Origin of the sequence: Corynebacterium tuberculostearicum, assembly GCF_046097465.1 — a bacterium.
GTDB lineage: Bacteria > Actinomycetota > Actinomycetes > Mycobacteriales > Mycobacteriaceae > Corynebacterium > Corynebacterium tuberculostearicum_I.
In genome coordinates this window covers 2,041,848-2,064,384 of record NZ_CP175799.1, presented here as the reverse complement: position 1 = coordinate 2,064,384, position 22,537 = coordinate 2,041,848, and the positions used below count along the sequence as shown (strand labels likewise).

The following is a 22,537-nucleotide window of genomic DNA, read 5'->3' as shown; positions in this document are numbered from 1 at the left end:
GGGCTTAAGCTTGAGACCATGGTCAGAACGAAGTGGAGTACGGCGGGCATTGTTGCCGCCTGCGCGGTGGCGAATTGGCTCGTCGGCGTGGTGCTGATGAACCTCGATATCGAGGAGTACTCGCCGACATTTGAGGAGTACGGGCCCTATATCTGCACCGGGTTTGCGGTGGGAGTGCTGGGCATTATCGCCCTGCCCTTTGCGTTGGAGCACCAGCCGCGCGAGCTTTCCGACGTCGACTATGCCGGCTCCACCCGCAGCTTCATCGCCGGTTGCATCGTACTGCTGGGGTCTAGTTCCTATTTCGGCGCGGTCAGCGGAGTTGTGGCTTTTATTTCCATGGTCTCGCGGCGCTCGACCACGCGCTCGGTGGTCGCGGTGGCATGCTTTGTACTGGCGTTTGCGATAGATACTAGCTTTAACCCGTACCTAAGTTGGGACGAGATCGGATGGGTTGGGGCCATCTTCGTCGTGGTCGTGATGGTCGCGGGCTTGCTGGTAGGCCAAAAGCGCGGCAACCAGCGCGAAAAGCGGTGGCGGGTGGAACAGCAAGCCCGGATGAACCGCGAAGAGATGCGCGCCAAGGTGGAACATGCGCGGCGAGAGGAGCGCGAAAGCATCGCGCGGGATATGCACGATTCGCTTTCGCATCGGTTGAGCCTTGTGGCTATTCATGCGGGAGCGCTGAGCTATCCGCGCGAGGGTGTGCCGGAGGAGTTTACGGAGGCTGCGCGCACCATCCGCGCTGAAGCCCAAAACGCGGTGGAAGATTTGCGCACCGTCTTAAGCGCCTTGCGCGAAGACCTTTCCCAGGACCCGCGCACCGGTGTCGAGGAGCTGGTCGCGAGCGCACGGGAGGCCGGCGCAGAGGTAACGGTGGCCTACGCGAACGGTACCGACCCGGACGTTTTCGCCGGACTATCCACGATGGCGCAACACGCCGTGCACCGTGCAGTACAAGAAGGCTTGACGAACGCCCGCAAGCACGCGCCCGGTCAGCCGGTAAGTATCACGGTGCGCGAGGTGGCCGGCGCGGTAGACATCGAGATGCGAAACCCGGTGCCGCGCGGGAAGGCAGGAACCGACACGGGCAATGGCGCGGACACCACAGGTGGCTACGGTCTAGTGGGACTGCGCGAGCGTGTGGAGCTTTCCGGCGGGCGCATGAGCATCGTGGCTAACCAGGAAATCCCAGAAGGAAAGGGAGGCGAGGAATTCGGATGGAGTATCCAGCTACCGCTAGCGCACAAGGAGGCCACACGATGAGCGAGATGAGCTGGCAACTGCGCCATCCCGAATACGGGCTCATGCGCATCGACCTAGAAGAAACCACGGCCCGCGAGGGGTGGACGGGAAAGTACTTAGACTTTAAGCGCAGTCTTTTTATCTCCACCGTCAACGGAACCTCGCGCAAGCTCAGCTATACCGATACCGATGACTCGGCCTATAGCCTGGAATTCCTGCGCGGGCACAGCGACGATAACGCGCCCAAAGACGCAGACCGCATCGAGCTGGTGGAGCGCCGCGGTTATGTCGTGCCGGAGTTTCGCGGGCAAGGCGCGAGGGTGCTGTTTGCGGCGGTGGGGAAGCCGGACGTCGATAAGCGGCTGCATCGGGTAAGCCTATGGACGTTGCTCCTGCAGGCTGCGCTGACATTCATCGCGGCCACACTAGTCATCGAATTTTTCCCCAAATTCTTCGAAAAGCTAAACGATATTCTCGTGCCCTCGTTCCTCAATGGCGTAGTGGCGGGCCACGCGGGAATCGTGCCCGTAGCGCTGGCGGCAGTGGTAGCGGTTACTGTGGCTTATACGCCCGTCGCATCGCAGTTGTGGCGCGCGCGGTGGAATCAACCAGTAGGAAAGGGAGCATGATGGCCGATGCCCTGCGCGTAGTGCTCGTTGATGACGAGGAACTTGTCCGCAGCGGCCTGCGTCTGCTGCTATCCAACGCGCCCGATATCGAGGTCGTGGCCGAGGCGAGCAATGGCCGGGACGCGGTGGCTACGGTGCTCGACGCGCAGCCCGATGTGGTGCTGATGGATATTCGCATGCCGGTCATGGATGGCATCGCGGCCGTGGAGAAGATTCTGTCCGTTCACGCAGTGCCGATCATCATGCTCACGGCCTTCGATACCGATTCCTTCATCCTGCGGGCTCTGCGTGCCGGGGCGGCTGGGTTCCTGCTGAAGTCGACGCCGCCGGAATCGCTCATGGCGGCTGTGCGTGCGGCCGCGGCGGGGCAGCCGTTGTTGAGCCCGCAGGTCGTCGACAAGCTGGTAAGCATGCAGGGGCCCGCGCTTGACGACGCCCATTCGCACCACACCCGCACCGCTCGCAACCACCTAGGTAGGCTTAGCTCCCGCGAGCGCGAAATCGCCGAGCTGGTGGCCCAGGGCTTGAATAATCAAGACATCGCCGACCAACTGGTGGTGTCCATGGCGACGGTGAAGTCGCATATGCAGCATATTTTGAAAAAGATCAGCGGCACCAGCCGCGTGCATATTGCGATCATGGTCTTAGAAGCCCGCGGCTAGGGCGCAGAGAATCCTCCCTGCGGGGGATACCGCGCGGGCGGCGGGCCGGCTTAAACTGGTGCGCGTTATGAAGTTATTCCGAAAATCCGACGCGATGCTGCAGCGCCCGCTGTGGCAGAAGCTCATCATTGCGGCGGTGGCAGTGATAGGCGATTTTGCCGTCTTTTCCGTCCGGTTTAGCGAGAGCGACGGATCGCCCGAAAGGCTGTTTATTTTTTTCGCGGCGACGATCGGAACGTGGATCTTATTGCCCTTTGCTCTCCGCCATGCTGCGCGGGAGCGTGACCCGCGTAGCACCCAGCCCGGCCCGCGCAGCGCGTTGGTAGCCGCAACCATTATTTCGGCGACGGTGACGATTGCTGAGCCCCGCCCCTCGGTATTTATAGCGGCGTTTTCTGTGGCCTCGCGCCGCAGCCGGTTGTGGATGGCGACGGTATGTGCGGCCATGGTGGCCTCGAAGCTGGTCACTCTCGATCTATCTCGAAGCGAAGGGCTTAATGCTCCCGGGAAGCTGGGATTTTTCATTGCCATCATCCTCCCAGCAGTAGTGGTTTTAGTCGTCGGGTTGGTTCGCTCGAACCAGAAGGAGCGCACGATTGCGCTGCAGGCGCAGGCGGAGCTCACGCACGAGGAAATGGCCACGCGGGAGAATTTTGCGCGGCAGGAAGAGCGCGACCGGATCGCGCGGGATATGCACGATACACTCTCGCATCGGCTGAGCATGATTGCGGTCTACGCCGGCGGGTTGGCCTACCGCAAAGACCTAGATCCGGAAGAGACGCGGAAGTCCGCGCGCACGATTCGCGATGAAGCCGAAGCCGCCGTGGGGGATCTGCGCGAGGCGTTGCACTCGCTGCGCAGCGAGGGGCGCATCGATCCGCGCGAGGGCGTGGAATCGCTGGTGGAGCGTTCCCGCCGGGCAGGCATGTACGTGGAGGTGCGCTACCAGCGGGGCGCGGGGCCGCAGTCGCTGGCGGAGCTTAGCACCATGGCCGGCCACGCGCTCAACCGCGCGGTGCAGGAGGGCTTGACCAACGCCCGCAAGCACGCGCCGGGCGAGCCGGTCACCATCACCATCGCCGCGCTTGCCGACGCCCTCTTAATCACCATGTCCAACCCCACCGCCCAGGCCAAAGAAAAGGGGAGTGGGAACAGTGGCGGGTACGGGATCGTCGGCATGCGCGAGCGCGCTAGTGTGGTGGGCGGATCGCTGCAGGTAAACGATGAGGAAGATAGGTTCTCGTGGACTCTGCGCCTGCCCAGGAAGGAAGTACAGTGAGTGAAATTCGGGTGGTGCTCGTCGATGATGAGCCGCTGCTGCGCCACGGCCTGCGCATGATCTTGGAAGGCGCGCCGGGCATCAGCGTCATCGGTGAGGCCGGAAACGGCAAGGAGGGAGTCGAGCTCATCCTGGCCGAGGAGCCGGACGTGGTGTTGATGGATATTCGCATGCCGGTCATGGACGGCATCGAGGCGACGGCGCAGCTGCATTCGCTGGCCGGCGCACGGGATATCCCGGTGGTGATGCTTACCGCCTTTGATACCGACGAATTCATCCTGCACGCCCTGCGCGCAGGTGCCGTGGGCTTTTTGTTGAAGACGACGGCGCCGGAGGCGCTGGTGGCGTCGGTAAGAGCGGCGGCCCAAGGCCAGCAACAGCTCAGCCCGAAGGTGCTAGAAAACCTGGTGGGGCTGGCGGCCACGCCGCCGCAGCCGGAACAAGAGATGATTCAGCCCAGCGGGCTGGCCGAGCTGAGCGAGCGCGAAAATGAAATCGCCCAGCTGGTGGCCCAAGGACTGAGCAACGCCGAGATTGCCGAGCAGCTTTTCATCTCGCTGACCACGGTCAAGACGCACATGAAGCACATCCTGGCCAAGATCGATGGCACCAACCGGGTGCACATCGCGATTGCGGTTCTCGGCGGTTAGGCGTGGCTGGGCTGGCCTGGGCAACTAAGGCCGGCGGAAAATGGCGGAGGCTAGGCCCACCAGCGCGATGACGCCGACGATAAGGGACGCCACCGGCCAGTACTGCGGGAAGTACTTGAGCGTGTAGCCGAATACTTGGCCGTCATCGAACTGCTGCCATAGCGCGAAGGGCATCCACCACAGCTTGGTTAGCGCCAGGATGGCGCCCACCAAGCCGGCGGCGACGCGGCTGCCTCCGCGGAGGAAGAAGCTCGCCGCAACCAGCAGTACGCCCGCAATGGTCAGGGCGAATAGGAGGGGAGTTTCGGTGCCCAGCGGAGAGCCGCGCAGCAGGAACTCGTGGTCGATTGCGTGTTGCTCAATGAGGGTATAACCATCGAGGACAACGTCGTCTGGGATTCCCATAGGTTAATTCTCCTTAATTGTGCCCGGAGCGGCTGGGGCGCCTGAGGTGGCATAGGGAAGGCCGACGGAAACGCGGAAATCTGCCACCTTAAAACCGGGTTGTACGTCAATTATAGACAATTCTGTCTTAGAGGGCGTAGTCTGAAACCCTTGACTCGATGCAAGGAGACAGTGTGAGTATTACCGGACTTCTCACCGGCATCGTCTTCGGTGCCGTGCTGCAGCGCGGGCGCTTCTGCGTGACCGGCATGCTGCGCGATATTTTCCTCAATAAGACCTGGCGCGGCTTTACCGCCCTGCTCATTTTGATTTCGGTGCATGCTTTTGGCCTGACGCTGTTGACTGGCGCGGGCGTGCTTTCGCCGGAGATTAGCGATTTCAAGCCGGTAGCCGTCATCGTGGGCGGCTTCATCTTTGGCCTCGGCATTATCTTGTCCGGCGGTTGCGCCTCCGGCACGTGGTACCGCTCGGCCGAGGGCTTGGTCGGCTCGTGGATTGCGCTGCTGTTTTATGGGCTTTCGGCCGCGGCCATGAAGTCCGGCCCGCTGTCCGGTGCCAATGACTGGTTCAAGCAGTGGAGCCTCCCGGTCACCACCATCCACGGCGCGCTGCACATCTCACCGTGGATCCTGGTGGCGGTCCTGTGGGTCGTGACCTTCCTGCTGTGGCGCCACTATCGCGCCAAAGACTCCGGCCGCCCCAAGGTGGACCTGGGTCAGTCGTGGTACGCTAAGCCGCTGAATATGAACGTCGCGGCCGTGCTCGTTGGCATCATTGGCACGGTGGGTTTCGTGCTCTCTGCTGAATCCGGCCGCAACGGCGGCCTCGGCATCACCACACCGACCGCGGACATCGTGCGTTGGGCAGCCACAGGTGATTCCGCGCGCATGAACTGGGGCACCCTGCTGGTCATCGGCCTGTTGGTAGGCGCGTTTATCGCCGCCAAGTCCGCCGGTGAGTTCCGCGTGCGCGTGCCCGATGCGCAGACCGCGACCCGCGCTATTTGGGGCGGCATCATGATGGGCGTAGGCGCGTCGCTGGCCGGCGGCTGCACCGTGGGCAATGGCATGGTGGAGACCTCCCTGTTTAGCTTCCAGGGCTGGGTATCGCTGTTCTTTATGGCCCTGGGCGTCGGCGCGGGCGCGCGCCTGTGGCTCAAGCCGAAGAATGCGCAGAGCCGTGAGCCACAGCAGCCGCAGACCTACTCCACCGAGGAATCCGTGGATAACAAGGTGGCTTCCGCCGAGGATAAGGTGCTGCCGAGCTTCGCCACTGCCACCGGGTCGGTAGCGCTCAAGACCAAGCCTGAGGCGAAGAACAAGGCCCGCGCGCTGGGCGGCGGGCGCTATGCGCTCGATACCCTTGGCGCGGTGTGCCCGTTCCCGCTGATTGAGGCCAAGCAGGTCATGGCGGAGCTGGAGCCGGGCGAGGCGCTGGTTATTGATTTTGACTGCACCCAGGCCACCGAATCCATTCCGCAGTGGGCGGCCGATGAGGGCCACGAGATTCGTGATTTCCATCGCTCGGGGGATGCTGGCTGGCAGGTCACGGTGGTCAAGGGCGGATAATTACATCATTGTCAGCTACTATGTGGAGGCAGAAGAATCGAGCGTGATTCTTGTGCCTCCTTTGTGGTTTGAAAGAAGTTATCGCATGCCCGAGTTTGATGATAATTCCACCGCTGTTGCGGATATTTTGCATGCCTTCGCCGTCTTTGAACGCGAGGAAGAACACCTGCTGGACGCGGAACTGCGCCTCAACGTCTATGCCAGCTAGGCCATGATTCGCGTCTTTGCTGCGCTATTGCCCTCGGCCGCCGCGCGCGAGCATTTGGTGCATACGCTGCGGCCCATCCACGCGGCAACTACTAATGAGCTGCGTTGGACGGATCCGGATAATTGGCATGTGACCATGGCCTTTTATGGCGATCAGCCCAATGATGCCGCGGCGGTGCGCGAGCACCTAGCTCACGCGGCGGCTGGGCGCGGGGCGTTGGATGTGCACCTGAGCGGAGCGGGGAGCTTTGAGCAGCGCACGTTGTGGGTGGGCGTCGGCGGGCAGGCGCGCGGTGTGCGGGAGTTGATGGCGCAGTGCCAGCTTGCCGACGTCCCCTTTAGCCACCACCGCCCCCACCTCACCGTCGCGCGCGCTGGTCGGCGGGCCCGCGAGCCGTGGGCGCTGGCGGATTATGTGCGTGCTTTATCGGTGTATCGGGGGCCGGATTTTCGCGCGGACCGGGTGTGCCTGATGCAATCGCACCTCGGTGAGGGCCGCGGCGGTGGCCCACGCTTCGAAGTTATAGAGGAGTATCCGCTGTTTTAAGCGGCGCGTGCGGTGCGGATTTCGCGGACGAGGGAATCAAGCTCCGCGCGGGTGGCCGTGCGGTCCGGGTGGGTGGTGCAGAAATCTAGCAGGAAGTAACCGGCATGTTGTACGGCAATGTGGCGGGCCCAGAATTGGCGCACGGCATCGGGGTTATCCACGGCGAGGGATTGGATGGCGCGGCGCTCCGAGAGCAGCTCGTATTGCAGGTCGCGGCGCGCGGACAGTACGGCATCTGGGGTATTGACAAAGAGCAGACCGAGCAGGGTGGCCATGGACTCCATCGCGCGGACCTGCAGGCGGGCCTGATTGCGCACGGGGGCGCTGCGCTGCCACAGCCATAGCACCGCGGTGGCGATGAGGATGGACAAGATGATTTCGCCGCAGCGAGCCTGGATGGTCGGCCACAGGGGGCGGGTGGCGGAATTGCCCATGAGGAGGGCGAGCGGGGTGGAGAAGATAACGCAGATGGCGTAGTTCTTGGCCACGAAGATTTCGGCGCAAAATTGGCATGCGGCCAGCGCGAGCAGGAGCGTCCAGCCACTGATGCCAAAGTAATGGAGGATAGAAAACAGCAGCACGCCCACGACAGAGCCGAGCATGCGGTGGATGCCGCGGACGGTGCCCGGCACGTGATCCGGTCCCCATTGCAGCATGAGGAAGGCAGAGACCACGCCCCAGTCCGGGCGGTCGAAGCCGAGGGTAAGGCCCACCAGCACGGTAATGGCCGCGGAAAGGACAATTTTTTGGGTGGTGACCATGGCGTGCGAATCCCGGACCGCGGCGCGATACAAGCGGTAGCGGCCGGTGGGGCGGGTGTGCGGGATGGCGGTGCGATCTGGATCGACGTCGGTGACATTATCGGTGAGCTGATCCGAATCGGCGCCCAAATCCAAGGCGCGATTATGCGCCACGATGGTGTGCTGGGCCGCGAGGGTGCGCTCTACTAGGTGGGCACCCTGGGAGTCGATGACGCGGCCGCCGCGGATAATGCGGGCGTCGGAAAGCGCCTGCCAGGCAGCAAAGAGTGCGGTCTGCGCCTGGTGGTGGCGGGCCAAGGAATCGTCGCGGTCATCTTTGAATGCGTCCGCGGCCTTTTCCAGTGCGGCGACCGCGCGGCGCTCGGGGCCGTGGGCATCAATCAGGGCCGGCGCCATGCCGAGCACGAGGCTGGCCACCATGCCCGTCAGCGCCCAAAAGAGCAGCTGGCCCACGGTGACATCGGTGCGCGCGAGCATCACCGAACCGCCGCCAACCATGACCAAGAAGAAGGTGCCCGGCGGCGGCAAGCGCAGGGCATTTTGGGCAAAGCCGCACACGGCGGCCAATGCCGTGGTGTACAGGCCCGCTAGCAACAGCCACCAATGGCCGTGGCCAGGCGCAAAGATGAGGTGGCCTACCAGCACGCCCACGGCCGCGACGGTAATGAGTGCGGTGCCGGCGGTGAGCATGACGCGGGGGCGGGTGCGATAAGGGTGGCCCTCGCCAAAGATGACGGTGAACGCGCCGGTGGAAATGAGCAGGATGGCGTAGTCGTGGCCGGTCAGCAGCGCGATGGCGCCGGGAATGAGAATCGCCAAGCCCGCGCGCAGGGCACTGGGCCAGCGCACCGAGGCGCTATTAAACGCGGTGAGTAACTGGGTGGTGCTGGGGCGCTGCGGGATGGGATAGTCAAGCTGGGTGGCCACGGAGCAGCAGGATCCTTTCTCGGCGGAGTTATCTGACCCGACTACCTTACGCCCGAAGCCACCCGCTTCACATGTCGGCGGCCGCGATGAGCCGGCGCGTGTAGTCCGTGCTGGGCGAGGACCATATGGAGTCGGTCGCTCCGTGCTCGATGAGCCGGCCGCGGTCCAGGACCGCAACGCTATCGCATAGGTGGCGCACCACCGCGAGATCGTGGGTGACGAAGAGCAGGGTGAGCTTGCGCTTGGCGATGACCCCCGCCAATAGCTCCAGCACCTGGGCGCGCACCGACATATCGAGGGCAGAGACGGCTTCATCGGCCAGCAAGATATCCGGCTCGCCGCACAGCGCGCGGGCGATAGAAATGCGTTGGCGCTGGCCGCCGGAGAACTCGTGCGGGAAGCGGTCGAGGCTATCGGCCGGCAGCCCGACTTCCTCGAGCGCGGCCGCGGCGCGAGCGCGCTTGTCGGCCTTGCTGGGGCTGCCGGGGATGGCCTCTGCGATGGATTTCCAGACTTTCAGCCGCGGGTTAAGCGAGCCTTGCGGGTCTTGGAAGACCATCTGCACGCGGCCGCGGACGTCGATGTCACCGCTCGTGGGCTGGTCGAGCCCGGCGATGAGCTTGAGCAGGCTGGTCTTGCCCGAGCCGGAGCCGCCCACGATGCCCAGGCGCTCGCCGTGGTGCACGCGCAGATCGATGCCATCGAGTGCGGCATGTGTGCCGTGGACCTTGCTGACCCCGCGTAGCGTTACCAACGCATCGTCCGCCGTGGCCGGAGAAAGGCTAAATTCCGGCGGCCACGAGGAGGCGATGAGCGTGCGGGTATAGGGATGCTCGGGTTGGGCAAGCACGCGCTCGGTGGCGCCGGATTCCACCACCGCGCCCTGGTGCATGACTAGGACGTTGGGGCACATGCGGCGAATAACACCCAGGTCATGGGTGATAAAGATCAGAGCGGTGCCGTGGGCCTTGGTGACCCGCTCGATAACGCGCAGCACGCCGTCTTGGGTGGTGGCATCCAGCGCGGTGGTTGGTTCATCGCAGATGAGGAGGTCGGGGCGCCCGGCCATGGCCATGGCGATGAGCACGCGCTGGCGCTGCCCGCCGGAGAGCTGATGCGGAAACCGGGAGGCGACATCGGCGGCTAGGTCCACCTCGTCAAGCGCGGCCGCGCAATCGCGCACCCCGGCCTGGGAGAGCTGCGTGCCTATGCGCATGAGCGGATCCAGCGCGCTCATCGGCTCTTGGAAGACCATCGCCATGGTGGACCCGCGCAGGGGGCGGATGCGGGCATCGCGCGCGCCGATCACCTCGGTCCCGTCCACGGTCACGGAGCCGCTCGTTCGCACCCCATCGGGCAGAAGGCCCATGATGGATAGCGCCGTGAGGGACTTGCCGGAGCCGGATTCACCAATGATGCCGAGCTTCTCGCCGGCCGCGAGCTCGATGTTAATGGGGCCTAGCAGGGCAGTGGTGGACCCGGTGGCGGTAACCGTCAGGTCATCTACGTGGAGCAGGCTCATCGCGCGGATCCTTTCAGGCGGGGATCGAGGAGGTCACGGAGGGCGTCGCCAAGCAGGTTAAAGCCCAGCACCGTGGCAGCAATGGCAAGGCCAGGCCAGAAGGCCTGCAGGGGAGCGGTGCCCAGCAGCGACTGGGAATCTTGCAGCATGCGGCCCCAAGAGGCTGCCGGCGGGGCAGTGCCCAGGCCGAGGTAGGACAGGCCGGCTTCGGCCAGGATGGCAAGGGCGAAATAGACGGAGGCCTGCACGATGAGCAGCCCGGTGAGGTTGGGAAGGATATGGCGCAGCGCCACCTTCCAACCCGGCACCGCGGAAATGCGCGCGGAGGAAATAAAGTCCTGCGTGATAACCTGCAGCGTGCCTGAACGCGCCACGCGGGCGAAGGAGGGAATGCCGGCGATGCCGATGGCAACCATGGCAGTCAGCGTCGAAGGGCCCCACACCGCGCCGGCAATAATCGCCAACAACAGCGCGGGGAAGGCAAGCAACAGATCCGCGCCGCGCATCACCAGGGCATCTACCCATGTGCCGCGGCGCATGCCGGCCAGGATGCCCAAGGGCACGCCCACGAGGGCGGCGATGCCCACCGCCACCAGACCGACAAAGACCGTAATCTGGGCGCCCGCCATGATGCGGGAGGCGGTATCGCGCCCGAAGCGGTCCGTACCCAGAAGGTGCTCAGCGCTGGGACCGGCAAGGCGCACATCCGGGTGCGCCAGCGTCGGGTCATATGGCGTCCACACCAGCGAAACCAGCGCCACCAGCACCGTGGCAACGACGAGGAAGACGCCCAGCCAGCCAGAAAAACGCAGCTTCATTATTTCTCACCTGCCGTGATGCGCGGATCGATGAATCGGTAGGCCACATCCGTTAAGGCATTGACCACCAAGGCGAAGGCAACGAGCAGCATGACCAGGGTTTGCACCGTAGTCAGATCGCGCACCGATACCGCATCCAACAGCATGGAACCAATACCGGGGATGACAAAGACGGATTCGATCACCACCGCACCCACGACCATCGTGGTCAGCTGCACACCGGCCACGGTAAGCACCGGCAGCGCCGCATTGCGCAGGCCATGGCGCTTGAGCGCCTCCCACGGGGACTGGCCGAGCGCACGGGCGGTGCGGATATAGTCTTGATGCAGCACATCAAGCACCGCCGAGCGCACATAGCGCGTCAGCATCGCACCTTGCACCAGGGCCAGCGCAATGACCGGCAAAATAAGGTGGCGGATAAACTCGCCCGCGCCTTGGTTCGGCGGCACCCACCCATTGGCCGGCAGCCAGCCCAGATGGACGGCAAAGATGGCCACCAGAATGATGCCGAGGAGGAAGCTTGGCACCGCAATGCCCAGCTGCGTGCCGGCCGACACCACATCCGCGCCGCGGCTACGGTTGCGCAGCGCCAGCCACATGCCCACCGGGATGGCCCCGGCCAGTGCGAGCAGCATCGCCAGGCCAATGAGGATGAGCGTGACCTGGGCGCGGTCCAATACCAGCGGCGTAATATCCTGCTGCGAGGACAAAGACTGCCCAAAATTGCCGGTAAATAGGCCTTTTACCCACTCCCAATACTGCGTAAGCAGCGGGCGGTCCAGCCCCAGCTCGGAGCTCAGCTTGCCGACGGCCTCTTCGGTCGCATTCACCCCCAGCGCCACCCGCGCCGGGTTGCCCGGTACCGCGCGCATGAGCGCGAAGATGATGAGAGAAGCTACAAAGAGCGTCAACGCGAAGCGCAGCAGCGGGCGCACGATGGCGCGCCCCGTGGTGCGAAGGGAACTCATCGGGCCTCCTTTTCGGTGTTTTCTGCGGCGGTGGTTTTAGCGTCTGCGTCCGCGTCGGCAGAGGTCAGGTCGCGCAGGATGAGCGCGTCGGTGACTTGATCTGGGTGAAGCCCGCGCACGCCGGCGCGGGTGAGCACGATATTGGGCATATTCATTAGTGTTAGCGCGCCCGCATCCGCCATGATTTGGTCCACGGCCTGCGCCATGAGCTTGGGGTAGTCCTTTTCGGGTGCGGTATCGGCCTGGGCCAAAAGCTCACGGGTGCGTGGGGAATCGTAGTTGAGGTAATAATCCGGATCGCCGAATAGGGTGGGTACATCGCGCGGCTCCACGTGGGAGATGAGCGACATCTGATAGTCCTTTGCTCCCATGACCTGGCCTAGCCACACGGCCGGGAACTCGGCGGATTCCAGCGTCACCTTAAAACCAACCTCAGTAAGCTGCGAGTACAGCAGCTCGGCGACGGTCTGGGCGTAGGGCAGCGTCGGCGTGGTCAGCGTGATTTCGGCGCCTTCCGCGCCGGCTTCCGTGAGCAGCTGGCGAGCCTTGTCTGGGTCGTAGTCGTAGTAGTGCTTGCCCTCGAACCACGGATCCGTAGGCGGGATGGGTGCGCCGCCGGTGTCTTTAGCCATCCCATTCCACAAAATGTCATTGGCCGCCGAGCGGTCCACGGCATAGGCCACGGCCTGGCGCACCCTTGGATCGTCGAAAGGCGCGCGGGCATTATTCATGGACAACAGCACCTCACCATTGGTGGTGCCGACCTCGGTAGCGATGCCCTCTTTGACGTCATCAAGAAGCTCCGGGTTCTGCACGCCCCAGACCACGTCCACGCCGCCGGCCTGCAGCGCATTGACCGAGGAGATGGTATCCGGGAAATAGCGCACCGTGACATCCTGTGCGGCGGGCTTTCCCCAATAACCGTCGCGAACGTGCAGCTCTACGAATTCCGAGGGGGCAAAGCGGGAAACCTCATAGGGGCCGGTTCCCACCGGCTGGGCGGCGAGGTTATCCATGCCGTGTGGCGTCATCATCGCGCCGGTGGCCGTACCCATGGACCACAGCCAGCCATTGGACGGCTGATTGAGGCGCACCTTGAGCGTGTGATCGTCTACTGCCGTGGCCGTGTCTACCAGACCCATGGCGGCGGCGATGCCGTTAGTCCACTTCTCGCGCACGTAGTTAATGGAAAAGGCGGCGGTCTCAGCGTTAAAGGCATCGCCATTGGAAAAGGTGACGCCCTTGCGCAGGTGGAAAGTATAGGTACGGGCATCGTCACTAATATCCCACGAAGTAGCAAGTCCTGGGGTAATGGAGCCGTCTTCATCGATGCGCACGAGGGTCTCGTAGACGTTATCCATAAGCACTGCGGGAATGGCGGCGCCACCGGTGGTGGTGAAATCCAGCGAGGTGGCGGCCGAGGTGGAGGCCACGGTGAGGAAAGAAGGTGCGGTGTCGCTGCCTGCCTGGGTGGTATCAACCACCGCGGTATGGCCCGCGGAACATGCCGATAGTGTTCCTACAGCGGCTGCCATGGCGAGGCTGCCCAGCGCCCTACTGGCGCGAAATCTTCTCATAGAAAGCAGGGTAGCCGGTGGGTATATCTGCCGTGAAACTTATGCAAAATTTCCAGGGGTGGGGATAACTTCTAGGGGTGATACACCCCCGCGCACGTTATTCATCGCTAGCTTCATGCGGTCCGAACGGTAGAGGTAGACCGCCAATTCCACCGGCTCGCCGGAGTGGTTGGAAATCTCCATCTGCAGACGCCACAGCGGGGTACCCGTAGCCACGCCAAGCGCTTCGGCGTCTTCGGCATTGGCTTCCTCCAGTGTGAGTTCGCGGCGCACATTATCAAAATCCACGCCGCAATCGCGCAGGTGCGCATGAATGGATCCGGCATCTGCATCGAAGTCCAGGATGTGCTTTCCCACCACCATGGGGAAATACATGCGCTCGATGGCAATGGGGTGGCCCTCGGTATAGCGCACGCGGTGGACGAAGACGACATTTTGTTCTGGGTCTACGCGCAGAAAGCGGGTGATATCCCGCGGCGCGCGGCGGCGAGCCAGCCACAGGGTGTGCTGCTGCGGATCCACGTCATATTCGCTTAGCCAGCTGGAAATGGAGTAAATCGATTCAAAAAGCTCTGCCTGGGTCGAGGCCAAAACGGTGGAGCGGCGCCCGCGGCCTGAGGACACTAGCCCTTCGGCCCGCAAAGCCGCAACGGCTTGGCGCACGGGTCCGCGGGAAGAAGAAAACTTCTCGCACAAGTCTGCTTCACTGGGCAGGAAATCGCCTGGTTGCAGCACGCCGGAGCTGATCTGTTCTCGCAGGTAATAAGCGATCTTCTGATGCTGCTGTTTATCGCGTGGGCTCATTCAACCTTTGTCCTTAGTTTCTCCGGGGCCTTTCCCAGCGGAGCGAAACACAGTAATGCTATTCCATTTTGCAAAGGCGCGCTAATGCAACAGCGTCACGGAGAAACAACGCGTTGCCCGGGTAAAGGCGTTCAAATAATAAGTCACGCGCCGTCCGACCAGCACCGAGATGCTAGGCGAGCACGCTAGGCTATGTGACCGTGGACGAGAGCACCGAAACGATTGAAGTACGCGCGGCTAGCGGCAGCGCGCGCCTGGGCAAGGCGATAGCGGTGGCGGTCATCATCGCCGTCGCGCTGCTGGTTATCGGTGGGGTGCTTATTTACTCGGCGTTGCAGGAACCGGCCGATTCGCGCCTGCATTCCGTTTATCTCATTGCCGCGCTCATGCCCCTAGGCGGGGCGCTGTGCGCCATGCTGGCGGTGGTGGCCTCCGGGCGGCGCCGGGCACGTCCGGTGCTGCGGATCGGCGAGGAGATTTCCTTGCCCCACCAGCGGACCAGTTTCGCCGCCTCCGAGCTAGAGCGCGTGCAGTTCTATTCGCTCGAGGCGGATCAGAATTTCCTTGCCCTGATCCCAGGCGGGGTGCACGTTTCTACTTTGGACGAGGCCCAGCGGTATTCGGCCCGCCTGCCGGAGCAGGCGAACCTGGGCCCGCGAGAGCTCGAGGGAAAGCTCCGGGAAAGGTTTCCCGGCGTTCCCATCGACCACCTGGGCCAAGTGCGGGCCGAAGATTAGCTCGGGGTGCCGGCTATGCGTGCCGGATCGAGCTGCCAGCCCTGCGCGAGCAGCTGCATATTCTTGATTACTTCCTCGTGCGAGCTGGACTGCAGCGAGACCATGAGCTCATCGGCCTTGGCGTGCTCTTGGAAGGTATCGAGGTAGGCGGCCACCTCATCGGCGGTGCCGACGGCGGAGTACTTCAGCATGTCTAGGATCTGCTGGCCTTGGTACGAGCCGATGATCTGCTCTACCTGCTCATCGGTGAGGTGCTTGCCGCGGCCGGCGAAGGCCTTGACGCGGTTGAAGCACACGCGCTCGTATTCTTCCTGTGCCTCTTGGGTGGTATCGGCGGCGGTGACATTGACGCCGGCGATGACATAGGGCTTGCTAAAGCGCTCGGAGGGCTGGAAGTGCTCGCGGTAGTAGGTGGTGGCCTGCTCGAGGTGCTGCGGGGCAAAGTGGGAGGCAAAGGCATAAGGCAGGCCGAGCTTGGCGGCCAGCGAGGCGCCGAACATGGACGAGCCCAAGATATAGATAGGCACGTTGGTATTCGCACCAGGAATGGCGCTGACCCCAGGGATATAGGACTTGCCCTCGAGGTAAGAGTTGAGCTCCTTGACGTCCTCGGGGAAGCGCTCGGCAGAGTGGGCGTCACGGCGCAGCGCGCGGCCCAGGGTATTCATGTCCGTACCGGGGGCGCGGCCCACGCCCAAGTCAATGCGCTCGGGGTACATCTCCTCCAAGGTGCCGAATTGCTCGGCGATGACATAAGGGGAGTGGTTGGGCAGCATCACGCCGCCGGAGCCCAAGCGGATGCGCTCGGTTTTCGCACCGATGTGGGCGATGAGCACGGCCGGGGAAGAGGACATGATGGACTTCATATTGTGGTGCTCGGTGTACCACATGCGGGAGTACCCCAGCTTTTCTGCTTCCTGTGCCAATTCCACGGAGCGGGCGATGGATTCTGCTGGGGTCTCGCCCTCATAAATGGTGCAGAAGTCCAAGACGGAAAGATGCGCGCGTTCGGTCACGGGGAGAGCCTTCCTTTTGCTTTCGGTAAATCCTGTCTAAGTTCTCTTCTTCCAACGGTACGCGCCGCAGGACTATTCCGGGCGGGGCTATACCGCATCGCCGCCGGGACCTGCTGGCATAAAAATCCCCTCCGCCTCGGCACCGTGGTGAGGTGTGGAGGGGGTGTTCCTATATAGGTTGTCGACTCCGTGGGTGAGGGCGTGAAGGGTTTCGGCTTTGCCTTGTGGATGTTCTTTTCGGGCACCTTGAAGAGCTGATTGGGCTTGCTGTGCAATCGGCTTGAGGTGAGGTTCTGTTGGTTCTAGGCTGCTGCGGCTTCCTAGATTATGGAGAGGACGCGGTAGGGGCTCGCCGTTTCGCAGCATGGTGAAAAATTTTAGGAGTAGGCGTGCGAGTGCGATGACTGCAGCGTTGTGTCTTTTGCCTTCTTTGTCTTCATCGCTGGGGTTGGCTAGACAAGCTTGGTACTGGCATCCACATGACTGTGAGACCTCTTGCCGCCTAGGCTGGGTCAGGTTCCTATTAGCAGTTTGAATATGTCGCCCCCGGATCATTTTCAAATGGGGGACAGCATTAAGCTATACCGAAGCCAGTGACTAGTTCCGTTTTCCTTTCGGCCGGGGGAACGGAAGAACATAGCCTGCCCAATCGGGTGGACAGGCTATGAATCTTCGGTGCACTAAGGGGGAACTGCTAACAACGTAATGGGCTGTTCCTACAAGCGTGGGTAAGCCTATTTCTACTTGGCCACGCCGAGGTTAACTAGCGCTTTCTTTGCCACCTCAGGGTCATTGCTTTGGATCGTGTACTCAACAATTCCCTGATTATCTGGGAGGATTTCCGCGACGGCCGTGAAAGACTCTAATTTCTGGGCCTTGAACGTTGATCCGCGCGTTGATTCTGCCGGAATCTCAACGGTGTCGAGGAGAGGTTTGCCGTCACGAACGGCGGCGGTGGCGGAAGGATCGTCGGCGAAGAGTACGAAGCCGACCTCAGGTGCCTTCGCAGTATCCACGCCACAGTTAGTGCCCTTCGCCTTCGGAGCAGGTGAACCGTCCGCACCGTAGTAGTTAAATTGCACGTCATAGTCCGTGCAGTACTTCGCGAAGTCAGCAATCGGTTCGGGTGCTTGGTCGGCAGGAGTAAGGTCGTTCAGCGAGTCGCCCGTGGTACCTTCCCCGGTCTCGTTATTAGCGCTATCGTTGGCGGAACCGGAATCAGCGGGTGCGTCAGCAGCGGGCTGTTCCGGAGGAGCGGACTCCTCGGATTTGGAACCAGAGAGCGCGTCTTTGGCTGCAAAATAGGCAATCACTACCACCACGATGACGGCTATCACTACCGGAAGCAGTAATAGCTGCTTCTTGGTGCTGAGACCTGGCGACCCGCCATTGCCGCGAGCGCCTGCCGCATTCGCTGGAGACGCACTTTTACTTGGCAACGACCCGTGCTCGATGTATTCGCTATAGGTATGCTCCGCTATCGATGAGGAGCGCTTGATGTGTGACGTATCTTCTGCCCCATTAAGCCGGTCGGGCGAACCGGGGTATGCAAGTCGGTTCATTATTCAGTCCACCACCGTGAATCAATGTCGGAATATAGGGAACGTATCGACTCAACATGCTCTTCCAAGCTATTGCGATTGAGTCGATTCTTGTTTTCTTTCCATCGTTTGAAGAGGTCCGTGGAAGACACCGAGCGCGAGGCTTCCGTCCGTGCTTCCCTGCCTGCTGTCAGGGCCCACTGGGCAGCAAACTGCATACGCTCTGCCGCTTTTTCAGTGAAACCACTCCACACTTTGTACGTGGCGTAGAGCTGTGCCACGACGGCCCAACCGCCTTCGTAAGGCAGGGCAATGACGTTTCCGAGGTTGTCAAGCTCAAGAAATTCAAAATGAGATGGGTCTTTTTTGTTGCTGGATACTAGAATCCTTCGGTTGGTGACAAAAGCGGCACCGTCCACCCCACTGGCTTTCGTAGTGGCGGCTTCCAGCACGATCTCGTCGACACCAAGGCCTTCCACAACGGCCACGGCGGCAGTGCGCAAGATCTCGGAATCGCCGGCACGTTCAAGTGCAGCACCGAGGTCTGGTCGGTCGGTCAATGCGGTTTGGGGGGCTGTCATGCAATCGAGGTTAACAATCCAACTAAAATTGTGACTTGGGAGTGTCAAATTAGTACATTAAATAACCCCAATGTGGGGGTACCCTCGGAGGATCCACTGACTCTAGGTTAAATTCTCGGTACTTTGTTGGGTTATGAGCCCAACGTTCACGCCAGCAAAGTTTGATGATTCTACGTCCTACATGCTTGCCAAGTTCCCATGGCCGGAACCGGAGCCAAGTGCAGATGAGGTGCGCCGTCACTCGTGGGGGATGGTGTATAAGGAAAATAAATCGTTTGCAACTCCGTTAGGGGGTAAGGAGATCGGCAAGGTGACGGCTGAGCACTACAAAGAATTCCTTGAGCAAAGCTATGGGGTGACCGGTGTGCAGGAGGCTCATCAGGTTATTGATCATTTCCTCGCGGGAGGCCAGCATGTGGAAAATGATTTTCTATTACCGCTTGCTTACGCCGCGAAGGATGTTCCAGAACACGAACTTGCGGCGGAAATCGAGGAAAAGGTCGAGTTTCTCAAAGACTTCTTCGCTGGAATGAGTGTAGATACGCGCGGCGTAGAACATAAGTTCCGTCATCTCGTTCGGTTATTGCGTTCGGAAAGCTTTGTCTCGGCAACAGCTCCGGCACTCCCCACGACTACTCGTGCATGGGACATTATCCGAGTTCACAACGTCGGTGGACCAGCAACGGAGTTGGGATGGATCTCGCCAGAAGAGTTTCTGCAGATTTCAGATAAGGCCGTGGCGGCGCTACAGCACCACTTCGTCTCGTGGGCCGACGTCGCCGCGAGCTTCTGGTGGGGAAGAATGATCTGGGCATGTGATGGAGAGCTCGACGTCGCCGCGGCGATGAAGGAACAAACAAATCGTTTCACCGAGCTACTTGCCAAAAGCAAATCGCCTTGGGTACGCGTGCCCTTGCATAGCGACTCGGCCGAGGAGCCATTTTCATCCTTAGGCGGACTGCGCTAGCTTGTTGTTTCCGCTTTTTGCGTGGCGATAGCAGCCACCGGTGACACGAGTTTGGCCCCTGAGTCTAGAGCCGGTCAGCGCCTCGACATCGGCGACGAACGCGCGATAAGCCGAACGTGGGATAATCGGCTGCCAGTTGCATGGCTTGGCCGTGCGAAATGCGGTCCTTCGGTTCCCGGCCCGATGTAGTTGAAAACTACCAAGCGGACGCCGCGATTGTTTAACCTATTGTGGGCGGGGTGCTCGTAACCCAAACCCACGGAGGACATTAGCGGCGTACACTGTCCCCGCCCCCGAGGCCGCGCGATGCACCCAAGAATCTGCTCGACCGCGGGTTCTGGGTGCATACGTCACAGTGGGGTTAAGGCAGGACTAAGAGACTAAGCCTCAGCGAGGGTGTCGGCTTCGGCGGATTCTTCCGCAGGCGGGTTGGCGGCGGCATTCTTCTCGCCGGCCTTGGTGGCGATATCGACAACGAGGCCGATGACTGCGGCGATAGCGGTAGGAACAATCCAGCCCAAGTCCACGGACTGGCCAGGTGCCAGGCTCAAGAGGGGATCGAGTGCGTCGGCGCCCCAGCCCTGGGCGGCGATGACGGACAGAGCCGACCACAGCACCGATACCCACAGTGCCAGGCGGTAGGTCCAGTAGAAGACAACGGACTTCTTTACCACCGGCTGGATCAGGGTGAGAGCGATAAGGGAGATGGCCGGTGGGTACAAGAAGGTGATGAACGGAACCGCGATAGACAGCACCGTATCCAGACCTTGGAAGGCAAAGAGGATGGACAGTGCGGTAAAGAGGCAGGCCCAGACGTGGTACTTCACCTTAGGCACAAGCATTTCGAAGAAGGCTGAGGTGGAGGTGATAAGACCCACCGCGGTAGTCATGCAGGCCAGGATGACGATGGCAGAGAAGACGGCCTGGCCGATGGTGCCCATGGTGAGATTGGCGGCGTCGGCAAGCAGGGGTGCTCCCGACTCATAGGACTGGCCATTAGGAATGGTTTGGCCTACCCACGCCAAGCCCAGATAGATAGCGGCCAGCAAAGCGCCAGCAACCAGAGCGGCGGTGATGGTGCCGTTAACCAGGGACTTCTTGGTCTTAAAGCCCTTGGAGCGCAAAGAGCCGACAATCACGATGGAAAAGGCCAGGCCCGCAATGGCATCCATGGTGTTATAGCCCTCAAAAAGGCCGGTGACCATGGGGGAAGAAGAATAATCCTCAGTAGGGGTTTGGGGATCGCGGCCGTTGCTAAAGGCGGCCAAAGTGATAAGGACGATCAGCAGCGCTACCAGGGCTGGGGTAAGGAACTTGCCCAAGGTATCGATGATGGTGTTTGGGCTCCAGGCCAGCACTAAAGCGATAAGGAAGAAGATGATATTGAAGATGCCATTGGCCATCGTTCCTTCCCAGCCCAGAAGCGGGGTGATGGCGGTTTCCATGGACACGGCGCCGGTACGCGGCAGGGCGTAGAAAGCACCGATGGCCAGGTAGGCCATCACGGAAAAGACCAGGCCGAAGAGGGCGCCGCCGTTGGAGCTCAAATCGCGCACGGAGCGGCCAGAAATGGCAACGGCAACAATAGCTAGGACCGGAAGGAGCACGCCGGCGGCCAAGAAGCCGAGGACGGCGGGCCAAAAGTTGGTGCCGGCCGAAACGCCCACCATGGGCGGGAAGATGAGGTTGCCGGCGCCGAAGAACATCGAAAACAGCATCAGCGACGCAATTACGATGGTGGCGCCGGGCTTAGAGGTGCTTGACGCAACTGGGGTAGCCATTGTGGCTCCTTAATTTTCCATGTACAGCTAGAATGCGGGGAAGCTTTCCCATTCCGCCGAGGGTGGTGGCGGAGGCGGGGTGCCTCTTCGCGGTCCGAGGTGGCGGGTCACGCCTGTTCGCGTAATGAGACATTACCGCCCATATGGTGAGAAATCAAAGCGTGGGGGTGACGCAGAATACATGGTGGCTCCAGCTGGGACGGCCTAATCGAGGGCCGCAAAGGCGCGCTCCATGCGGTCGAGCGCTTCTTCCAAGATTTCGCGCGAGGTAGAAAAGTTCAACCGCGCATGGCCCGGGCCGCCGGTGCCGAAGGTATCGCCCTCGTTGAGCGCCACCTTGGCATTCTCGCGCAGCCATTTGGCCGGCTGCGGATTGCCACCGATGGCGGTATCGGCAAAGTCCAACCACAGCAGGTAGGTGGCATCCGGTTTGCTGGTCTTGAGGCCGGGAATGCGCTTGGGCAGCTCCTCCACCAACCAATCGCGGGTCTCGCGCAGGTAGGCCACCTCCTCATCGAGGAAGTCGCCGCACTCGCGGTAGGCGGTCTCCGCGGCCAACACGCCCAAGGTGCCCGTGCCATCCTTGGCCACGCCAGAAAGGCAGTTCCAGGTCTGAACATCGGCCGCGTTGGAGAAAATCATCTGGGCGCACTTGAGCCCGGCGGTATTAAAGGCCTTGGACGTAGCGGTGACCGTGATGGTGCGCTCCGCGGCCGCCGCGCCGAGCGAGGCTACCGGGATATGCCGGCCCTCATAGACCAGCGGGGCATGGATTTCATCGGCCAAGATGCGCGCGTCATACTTTTCCGCCAGTTCGACCAGGCCGGTGAGGTAGTCCTCGTCCAACACACGGCCGAGCGGATTATAGGGGTTGGCCAGCAAAATAGAGCCCGCGCCCTGCTGGAAGGCGCGCTCAATATCGTCCAGCTCCAAGCTGGTCTCGATCTTCTCGCGGCCCGCGGTGCGTGGTAGTTCCAAAAGCGGTGGGTAGGAGGGAACCGGCACGATCACGGGGGAGTCCTCGCGGGTGAAGTACTGCACGCCGAGCAATAGGCCGCGCACCACATCGCCGATCCAGAAAATATGGTCGGAGTTGGGGCGCCAGCCATAGCGGTCGTTGTAGAAATTGGCCACTGCTTCGCGCAGCCCCGAAGCCTTGGGCGCTGGGGTATAGCCAAAGGTTTCCTTATCCACCATCTCTTCCAGCGCCTTCTTTACGGCGGGCGCGGTGGGGAAATCGGACTCGGCGATCCACAGTGGCAGGACGTCTTCCTCGAAGACGGTCCACTTGCGGGTTCCGCGGGCTTGCAACTCTTCTAGGCTAGGAAACTCCATGGCCATAACC

Annotated in this window: 22 protein-coding genes; 10 read left to right on the top strand and 12 right to left on the bottom strand. The window is 61.8% G+C overall.

Annotated elements, in window-relative coordinates; translation table 11 throughout:
* The first annotated feature begins 18 nt into the window (after positions 1-18).
* From ACKFRX_RS09735 to ACKFRX_RS09715, 5 genes are all read left to right on the top strand, one after another.
* Positions 19-1,266, top strand: coding sequence for a sensor histidine kinase (locus tag ACKFRX_RS09735; RefSeq protein WP_408927757.1), 1,248 nt, complete (start codon positions 19-21; stop codon positions 1,264-1,266).
* Positions 1,263-1,874 (top strand): hypothetical protein, encoded by a 612-nt coding sequence (locus ACKFRX_RS09730; RefSeq protein ID WP_005326387.1) that lies wholly within the window; start codon positions 1,263-1,265, stop codon positions 1,872-1,874. Before ACKFRX_RS09735 ends, ACKFRX_RS09730 begins: the two co-directional genes overlap by 4 nt.
* A complete protein-coding gene (locus ACKFRX_RS09725; RefSeq protein ID WP_408927756.1) occupies positions 1,871-2,536 on the top strand; it encodes a response regulator in 666 nt (221 codons plus the stop codon). Before ACKFRX_RS09730 ends, ACKFRX_RS09725 begins: the two co-directional genes overlap by 4 nt.
* Before the next feature lie 67 nt (positions 2,537-2,603).
* The gene (locus tag ACKFRX_RS09720) at positions 2,604-3,815 is read left to right on the top strand and encodes a sensor histidine kinase (RefSeq protein WP_408927755.1); all 1,212 of its coding nucleotides are present in this window, start codon (positions 2,604-2,606) and stop codon (positions 3,813-3,815) included.
* Complete coding sequence (locus ACKFRX_RS09715) at positions 3,812-4,465, top strand: response regulator transcription factor (protein WP_005326390.1); 654 nt, start codon at positions 3,812-3,814, stop codon at positions 4,463-4,465. The genes ACKFRX_RS09720 and ACKFRX_RS09715 overlap by 4 nt, the downstream gene beginning before the upstream one ends.
* Before the next feature lie 24 nt (positions 4,466-4,489).
* Here the strand turns inward: ACKFRX_RS09715 and ACKFRX_RS09710 are convergent, their stop codons facing one another.
* Positions 4,490-4,870: a hypothetical protein gene (locus tag ACKFRX_RS09710; RefSeq protein WP_023020971.1), complete on the bottom strand. Its 381-nt coding sequence runs from the start codon at positions 4,868-4,870 to the stop codon at positions 4,490-4,492.
* Between the two features lie 173 nt (positions 4,871-5,043).
* Between ACKFRX_RS09710 and ACKFRX_RS09705 the strand changes: the two genes are divergently transcribed.
* The 3 genes from ACKFRX_RS09705 (at position 5,044) to thpR (ending at position 7,192) form a co-directional block, all read left to right on the top strand.
* Entirely contained in the window at positions 5,044-6,438 is a 1,395-nt protein-coding gene (locus ACKFRX_RS09705; RefSeq protein WP_408927754.1) for a YeeE/YedE thiosulfate transporter family protein, read from the top strand.
* Positions 6,439-6,523: 85 nt separating this feature from the next.
* Positions 6,524-6,646 (top strand): hypothetical protein, encoded by a 123-nt coding sequence (locus ACKFRX_RS09700; protein ID WP_255342548.1) that lies wholly within the window; start codon positions 6,524-6,526, stop codon positions 6,644-6,646.
* A gap of 3 nt (positions 6,647-6,649) precedes the next feature.
* Positions 6,650-7,192 carry an RNA 2',3'-cyclic phosphodiesterase gene (thpR, locus tag ACKFRX_RS09695; RefSeq protein ID WP_408927753.1) on the top strand — a complete coding sequence of 181 codons (543 nt, stop codon included), beginning with the start codon at positions 6,650-6,652 and terminating at the stop codon, positions 7,190-7,192.
* On the opposite strand, the gene ACKFRX_RS09690 is transcribed toward thpR, so the two are convergent.
* From ACKFRX_RS09690 to ACKFRX_RS09665, 6 genes are all read right to left on the bottom strand, one after another.
* Positions 7,189-8,880, bottom strand: coding sequence for an FUSC family protein (locus ACKFRX_RS09690; RefSeq protein ID WP_408927752.1), 1,692 nt, complete (start codon positions 8,878-8,880; stop codon positions 7,189-7,191). The two genes, thpR and ACKFRX_RS09690, sit on opposite strands and share 4 nt — an antisense overlap.
* A gap of 67 nt (positions 8,881-8,947) precedes the next feature.
* A complete protein-coding gene (locus ACKFRX_RS09685; RefSeq protein ID WP_408927751.1) occupies positions 8,948-10,402 on the bottom strand; it encodes an ATP-binding cassette domain-containing protein in 1,455 nt (484 codons plus the stop codon).
* Positions 10,399-11,220 (bottom strand): ABC transporter permease, encoded by an 822-nt coding sequence (locus ACKFRX_RS09680; RefSeq protein WP_005324153.1) that lies wholly within the window; start codon positions 11,218-11,220, stop codon positions 10,399-10,401. The genes ACKFRX_RS09685 and ACKFRX_RS09680 overlap by 4 nt, the downstream gene beginning before the upstream one ends.
* Positions 11,220-12,188, bottom strand: a complete 969-nt coding sequence (locus ACKFRX_RS09675) for an ABC transporter permease (RefSeq protein ID WP_408927750.1) — start codon at positions 12,186-12,188, stop codon at positions 11,220-11,222. Before ACKFRX_RS09675 ends, ACKFRX_RS09680 begins: the two co-directional genes overlap by 1 nt.
* Positions 12,185-13,765, bottom strand: a complete 1,581-nt coding sequence (locus ACKFRX_RS09670; protein WP_408927749.1) for an ABC transporter substrate-binding protein — start codon at positions 13,763-13,765, stop codon at positions 12,185-12,187. The genes ACKFRX_RS09675 and ACKFRX_RS09670 overlap by 4 nt, the downstream gene beginning before the upstream one ends.
* A 39-nt stretch (positions 13,766-13,804) precedes the next feature.
* Positions 13,805-14,569: a GntR family transcriptional regulator gene (locus ACKFRX_RS09665; protein ID WP_408927748.1), complete on the bottom strand. Its 765-nt coding sequence runs from the start codon at positions 14,567-14,569 to the stop codon at positions 13,805-13,807.
* 200 nt (positions 14,570-14,769) lie between these two features.
* Here ACKFRX_RS09665 and ACKFRX_RS09660 point away from each other — a divergent pair, with 200 nt between their 5' ends.
* Positions 14,770-15,306 carry a hypothetical protein gene (locus tag ACKFRX_RS09660; RefSeq protein WP_408927747.1) on the top strand — a complete coding sequence of 179 codons (537 nt, stop codon included), beginning with the start codon at positions 14,770-14,772 and terminating at the stop codon, positions 15,304-15,306.
* Here ACKFRX_RS09660 and ACKFRX_RS09655 read toward each other — a convergent pair.
* From ACKFRX_RS09655 to ACKFRX_RS09645, 3 genes are all read right to left on the bottom strand, one after another.
* Positions 15,303-16,322: an LLM class flavin-dependent oxidoreductase gene (locus tag ACKFRX_RS09655; protein ID WP_005324163.1), complete on the bottom strand. Its 1,020-nt coding sequence runs from the start codon at positions 16,320-16,322 to the stop codon at positions 15,303-15,305. The genes ACKFRX_RS09660 and ACKFRX_RS09655 overlap by 4 nt on opposite strands.
* Positions 16,323-17,062: 740 nt before the next feature.
* Positions 17,063-17,884: a hypothetical protein gene (locus tag ACKFRX_RS09650; RefSeq protein ID WP_408927746.1), complete on the bottom strand. Its 822-nt coding sequence runs from the start codon at positions 17,882-17,884 to the stop codon at positions 17,063-17,065.
* Entirely contained in the window at positions 17,884-18,444 is a 561-nt protein-coding gene (locus ACKFRX_RS09645; protein ID WP_005324167.1) for a hypothetical protein, read from the bottom strand. The genes ACKFRX_RS09650 and ACKFRX_RS09645 overlap by 1 nt, the downstream gene beginning before the upstream one ends.
* Before the next feature lie 133 nt (positions 18,445-18,577).
* Between ACKFRX_RS09645 and ACKFRX_RS09640 the strand changes: the two genes are divergently transcribed.
* Positions 18,578-19,411 carry a DUF1266 domain-containing protein gene (locus ACKFRX_RS09640; protein ID WP_408927745.1) on the top strand — a complete coding sequence of 278 codons (834 nt, stop codon included), beginning with the start codon at positions 18,578-18,580 and terminating at the stop codon, positions 19,409-19,411.
* Between the two features lie 380 nt (positions 19,412-19,791).
* Here ACKFRX_RS09640 and brnQ read toward each other — a convergent pair whose 3' ends face one another.
* A complete protein-coding gene (gene brnQ / locus ACKFRX_RS09635) occupies positions 19,792-21,192 on the bottom strand; it encodes a branched-chain amino acid transport system II carrier protein (protein ID WP_005324170.1) in 1,401 nt (466 codons plus the stop codon).
* A 204-nt stretch (positions 21,193-21,396) separates the two neighbouring features.
* Positions 21,397-22,527: a MalY/PatB family protein gene (locus ACKFRX_RS09630; protein ID WP_250410132.1), complete on the bottom strand. Its 1,131-nt coding sequence runs from the start codon at positions 22,525-22,527 to the stop codon at positions 21,397-21,399.
* Positions 22,528-22,537: the final 10 nt, after the last annotated feature.